This window comes from Clostridium tarantellae (assembly GCF_009295725.1).
GTDB classification, from domain to species: Bacteria; Bacillota; Clostridia; order Clostridiales; family Clostridiaceae; genus Sarcina; species Sarcina tarantellae.
The window spans coordinates 1-5,540 of sequence record NZ_WHJC01000226.1; the positions used below are offsets into that span (position 1 = coordinate 1).

Genomic DNA, 5,540 nt, shown 5'->3' on the forward strand with positions numbered 1-5,540 from the left:
CTCCTATTATATAATTAGATATTAATTTGTAAAAAATAATAATAAAGATTGATAAAATCATACTTATAATAAAAGGAGTTTTTATACATATTTTCAATAGCTGTGTTCTATTCTCTTTCAACTCATCGTAATAATATCTTATATAAGCTTGATCTAATCCTATTAAAGCTATCAATATAAGTAGATTAACTAAAGTATTTATTATACCTATTTTCCCCATCTCTATAGGATTTATTAATCTAGTTATTAAAGGTGATGATACTAATCCTAAAATTAATACTACGATATTACCAATAGCAAACTCCAAAAACTTTTTAATTAATTTCATTGTAATCAACTCCAGTAATATTTTATTAAATTGCATTTATAATCTTATAAGCACAAAATATTACTATTAATTTATTTAGTGCTGTTCAAAAACCCTCTATATAAATTAATTAATTAATAAAAACTTGCCTATTTTAATAAGGAATTCATTAATTTTTATAAAACTTAAGTTATTTTTACCTAAAAACACTTGATTTTATTCCTTATTTTTAATAAAAGTTATTTTATAAGTGCAAGGCTTTTAAATAGTTTTGTTCAAAACCCTTGCACTTAATTGAATTTAAATCATAGCAAATACCTGTAATTGTAAGAGTTCTATAGTTTCTTAGCATTCCCTATTTACTTTTCATCCATCCATATAACCTATTAAACTTGTCTAAAAAATAATCAGGTATAATATATACTATTTTATATAAAATTAATTTTAATATAGTATTTTTATTTTCAATAACAGTATTTAATCTTTTACATTTTATGAAAATTGAATATATGCTAGTTTGTCTATCTTCCCAATTTAAATTTTCAATTGCATACTTACGAGCATTATTTTTAAAATCATTTGAAAACTCTATATTATCAATATAATAATTCATTTTTTCTATTAAAGATTTTTCATCACATTCTACAATAGGCCAATAATATGCATCATATCGACATCTTTTAATTTTTATATCTACTAATTTTCCAATATTATTATTTATAATTTCATTCATAGGTGGTTCATTAGAAGTAATAACTGGCAAACCACAAGCTAATGCTTCATAAATTGTTAAGCCTAACCCATCTAACATTGTAGGATATACATATACATCATAATTTGAATATAACCCAGGTGCTGTTATAGTTTTTTCTATAATTTTTATATTATATTTTTTAGCTTCTTCTTTCGAAATTCCACTTTTTTCTATAGGGTGCTGAGTGTGTATTATCAAATTACTTTTTTTATATAAGCCTCCCTCTATAAAAGCCTTATATAAAATATTTGTTCCTTTTCTATTTGACAAACCTGCTGAATGAAAAAAATTTATCTTCCCGCTCTTTTCATAATCAGTAGGTTTAAATAAGCTGATATCTGTTCCCCAAGGCACATAATAACATTGAGGATGCCATGAAAATACCGAAAAATGTCTTTTAGTATTACAAATTAAAAAATCAAATATTATAAAATCTTTTACAGTATTTTCTTTATAATAATCTATATACGATCCAATTTTAATGTTTTCAAATCTCATTTTTAATTTTTTAACAACTGCTAACTCTCTTTGTTCATTAAAAAAAATAATATTTAAATTATTTTTTTTAATCCACTTTTCAAAGTGTTTCCAATTAATCTTAGTTCCATTTAACATAAGTCCTTTTGTAACATATTTTTGATTCCATCTTACATCATACCTAGTATTACCTCTACAATAAACATATACATTATTATTATATTTTAAAAATATATCTAGATATGCTTTAGTTACATACGAGGCTCCTCTTTCTTGCCATACTGAAACAAATCCAATATTCATATTTTCTCCTTTTAGCTCTATTATATTTCTTCGAATAAATTATTAGTTTCTTTTAAAAGAATTGTTTTTACTGACTTCCTTGAATGATTTTCTATAGTCAAAGCTTTATTAGCTACTCCTAATTTAGAGCATAGTTCTCTATCCTCATATAAAAGCTTAATTTTCTCTGCTAAATCTTTACTATTATTTGCTTTAAAAAGCAATCCATTTTTATAATTTTCTACTTCATCACGAATTTGTATAAAATCAGATAGTATTACAGCCTTACCACAGGCTCCTGCTTCAAAAGCTGGTCTTGCTTGATGAGGCTCTATTGATGGAAATACTAAAATATCACAAGCATAATATGCAGGTATCATATCTTTTTGAACTCCAATAAATTTCACTTTATCTTTAATATTTTCATCCATTAATAATTCATAAATATATTTTTCATATGAATTTTTTATATTTATTTGTTTTTTATAAAAATTATATCCAGCTACGATTAAATTTATATCTTTAGGTAAATATTTAATTGCTTCTAAAATAACATGGGTACCCTTAAGTTTACTTATGCCACCTACAAATAATATATTGAATTTGTTATTTTTTATATTTAACTTTTTACAACACTCTATTTTATCTAACACTTGAAAAAATTCGTCTTTTACATTATTTTTAATAACAACTGATTTTTCTTCAATATTAAAAAAACTTTCTTTATCATATCTAGAAATAAAATATATTTTATCAAAGTAATTTTTAAAACATTTGTTAATATTTTTAAAAATTATTTTAATTGGTTTATTAGGTACAGTTTCTCTTACAAAACAAATTGACTTCTTTTTTTCTTTTTTTATTAACCTACCAAGCCAACAAAGAATCATAGAGTTTACTAAAACTATATCAGCATCCAAATTATTAATCTCTCTTCTCCAATATTTTTTATATTTGAAAATATTAAATATAGAAATCCAGAATGTTCTACTAATGAAACTTGGTCCTCCACTATAATGAGGAATTGATCCAATTAAAAAATTATATTCTTTATACTTAATATTTTTTGATTTAAATAATTCAATCATATCATTAGGATTGTTGGGACAATATACTGTTATTTCATACTCTTCTGATAACATTTTAATCACCTCTATTAAACTAACGCCTGCACCTCCAACTAATCCACAATGATGAATTATTGCTAGTTTTTTTTTCATTATAAAATCTTCTCCTACTATTTTTTTAACTTTATAGATTATAAAAATTCTATTTTATACTATGTTGTATATTATAAAAAAGTTATGAATTATTTAATTTCATAACTTTTTTATTGCACTTTAAATTCAGATTATATATTTTTATAAACTCCAATAATACATACCATACTCTTTAAATTTATTTTTATCAAATATTCCTTTAATGTCTATAAGAACTCTATCTTCATCTTTATACTTTTTTTTAAATTCACTGACTTTAATATTTTTAAATTCATTATGAGCAACAGCGCAAACAATAGCATCTAAATTATTAATTGCATTATAGTCAATCAATTCTATATTATATTCCCTTTTAACTTCTTCTTTATCAGCTATAGGATCGTAAACTTTTATATTTATATTATACTCTTTAAGTTGTTCAATAATATTTATAACTTTACTATTTCTTATATCAGAACAATTCTCTTTAAAAGTTATTCCCATTATAAGAATAGTTGATCCTTTAACTTTTTTATTAGCTTCTATAAGCTTCTTTATTATAGCTTGTACTATAAAACTAGGCATATCATCATTAATTTTTCTTCCAGATAATATTATTTGTGAATGATATCCTAACTGTTCTGCTTTATATATGAAGTAATATGGATCAACCCCAATACAATGTCCTCCAACCAAACCTGGATAGAATTTAAGAAAGTTCCATTTAGTAGCAGCTGCTCTAATAACATCATTTGTATCTATATTCATTTTATGAAAAGCAATAGATAACTCATTCATAAATGCAATGTTTATATCTCTTTGTGAATTTTCTATAACCTTCGCTGCTTCTGCTACTTTTATACTTTCAGCTTTATAAACTCCAGCTTTTATAACTAATTTATAAATTTCAGCTATTAAATTAAGACTTTCTTCATCCATTCCTGAAACTATCTTCACTATTGTCTCTAATTTATTTATTTTGTCACCTGGATTTATTCTTTCAGGTGAATATCCTACTTTAAAATCTATTCCACACTTTAATCCAGATTCTGTTTCTAAAATAGGTATACAAATATCTTCAGTTACTCCTGGATAAACTGTAGACTCATATACCACTATAGAATCTTTAGTTAAATTTCTTCCAACTGTTTTGCTAGCATTAATTACTGGTAATAAATCTGGAGTATTATCTGAGTTTATAGGTGTAGGTACTGCTACTATATGAAATTTAGCGTTTTTCAATTCTTCTTCATCATATGTGAATTTTACAGAAGTATTTTTAATTTTTTTATTTCCTACTTCATTAGTAATATCTACTCCTTGCCTATATTTACTTATTTTTTCTTTGTTAATATCAAAACCAATAACATTAACTTTTTCTGCAAAAGATACTGCTAAAGGTAATCCTACATATCCTAATCCAATTATTGAAATTGCATCTTTTTTTTCTAAAATGTTTCTAAAAATATTCATTTTTTTCTCCTAATGTATTTATAAATTTCTTTTATAATCTATATTGAAGTTTTAACATTTTTATCATTAACTAAATTATAAAGTAATGGAACTGTAATCAATAAAGTAAACATTACAGTAGAAGCTGCAAATTGGGGATTTAAAGTAGAAATAAAGATAAATACTATATAACTTGTGGTTATACATTTTTTATAAGAAGAATTTTTAATATATCTAATACTAAATTTATAACTATAATATAAAATCATAATAAATGGAACAAAACCTACTAAGCCTAATCCCCCTAAAATATCTAATATAGTAGAATGTCCTGATAAAACATAATTAGGATTTATAAAGAAAACTCCTAAAATTGGACTTTGTAAGAATGCTTGAATTGAGTTATTGTATAGATTTAATCTATCTAATGATAGTGCAGTATTATCATTAAACTTAATTAAATTACCTATATCATTTATTCTAGTAGAAATATTAATATCACCTATTTTTTCTGATAACAATGTAAGAGTATTATATATAAATTCAGGATTTAACAACCACATAGTACATATGAGACCTAATAAAACAAATATATATCTTAAAAATCCTTTAAATGATAAGAAAAAATATATGCAAATACTTAATATTGTTGCAATTATGACTATAGTATAACTACTTTTATATATATATATTAATGTTATTGTAAGAAATAAAGAAAATATAATCTTTAAACTCCATTTACATTTTGAAATGAAATAAATTAAACTAGGAATTATAAGTACTAAACTATACGTAATATCAAATCCAGAAGCTCCTAAGCTACTATAATATTCATTGCCTTTTGCTGTTGCTAATATTCTTATAGCGTTAGAATCTTTCAGTAAAACATTAAAACTTAAAATAATATTTATAAAGAAAATTGCTAATATTAATATCATTACATTTTTATGAAATTTAATATCTTTTTCTTGTAATACAAAATAAGAAATAAAAAATACTGGTATAATATTTATTATTTGAAATGCTAATATATTTATTTGTAATCCACAAATATGATTTACATTAATAC

5 protein-coding genes are annotated in these 5,540 nt (G+C 23.0%); all 5 read right to left on the minus strand.

What is annotated here, in order from left to right:
* On the minus strand, positions 1–328 hold a 328-nt coding region (locus GBZ86_RS12025; RefSeq protein ID WP_170272234.1), incomplete at its 3' end, for a polysaccharide biosynthesis protein.
* Between the two features lie 334 nt (positions 329–662).
* Complete coding sequence (locus tag GBZ86_RS12030; protein ID WP_152890989.1) at positions 663–1,841, minus strand: glycosyltransferase; 1,179 nt, start codon at positions 1,839–1,841, stop codon at positions 663–665.
* A gap of 20 nt (positions 1,842–1,861) precedes the next feature.
* Complete coding sequence (locus GBZ86_RS12035) at positions 1,862–3,040, minus strand: glycosyltransferase family 4 protein (protein ID WP_152890991.1); 1,179 nt, start codon at positions 3,038–3,040, stop codon at positions 1,862–1,864.
* Between the two features lie 141 nt (positions 3,041–3,181).
* Positions 3,182–4,492 carry a nucleotide sugar dehydrogenase gene (locus GBZ86_RS12040; protein WP_152890993.1) on the minus strand — a complete coding sequence of 437 codons (1,311 nt, stop codon included), beginning with the start codon at positions 4,490–4,492 and terminating at the stop codon, positions 3,182–3,184.
* A 38-nt stretch (positions 4,493–4,530) separates the two neighbouring features.
* A partial coding sequence (locus GBZ86_RS17245; protein WP_170272235.1) for an O-antigen ligase family protein occupies positions 4,531–5,540 on the minus strand: 1,010 nt, incomplete at its 5' end.

Bases quoted from the DNA above. Each gene is read 5' to 3' on its own strand.
- GBZ86_RS12035 (WP_152890991.1), bottom strand. From the start codon at position 3,040: ATGAAAAAAAAACTAGCAATAATTCATCATTGTGGATTAGTTGGAGGT.
- GBZ86_RS12030 (WP_152890989.1), bottom strand. From the start codon at position 1,841: ATGAATATTGGATTTGTTTCAGTATGGCAAGAAAGAGGAGCCTCGTAT.
- GBZ86_RS12040 (WP_152890993.1), bottom strand. From the start codon at position 4,492: ATGAATATTTTTAGAAACATTTTAGAAAAAAAAGATGCAATTTCAATA.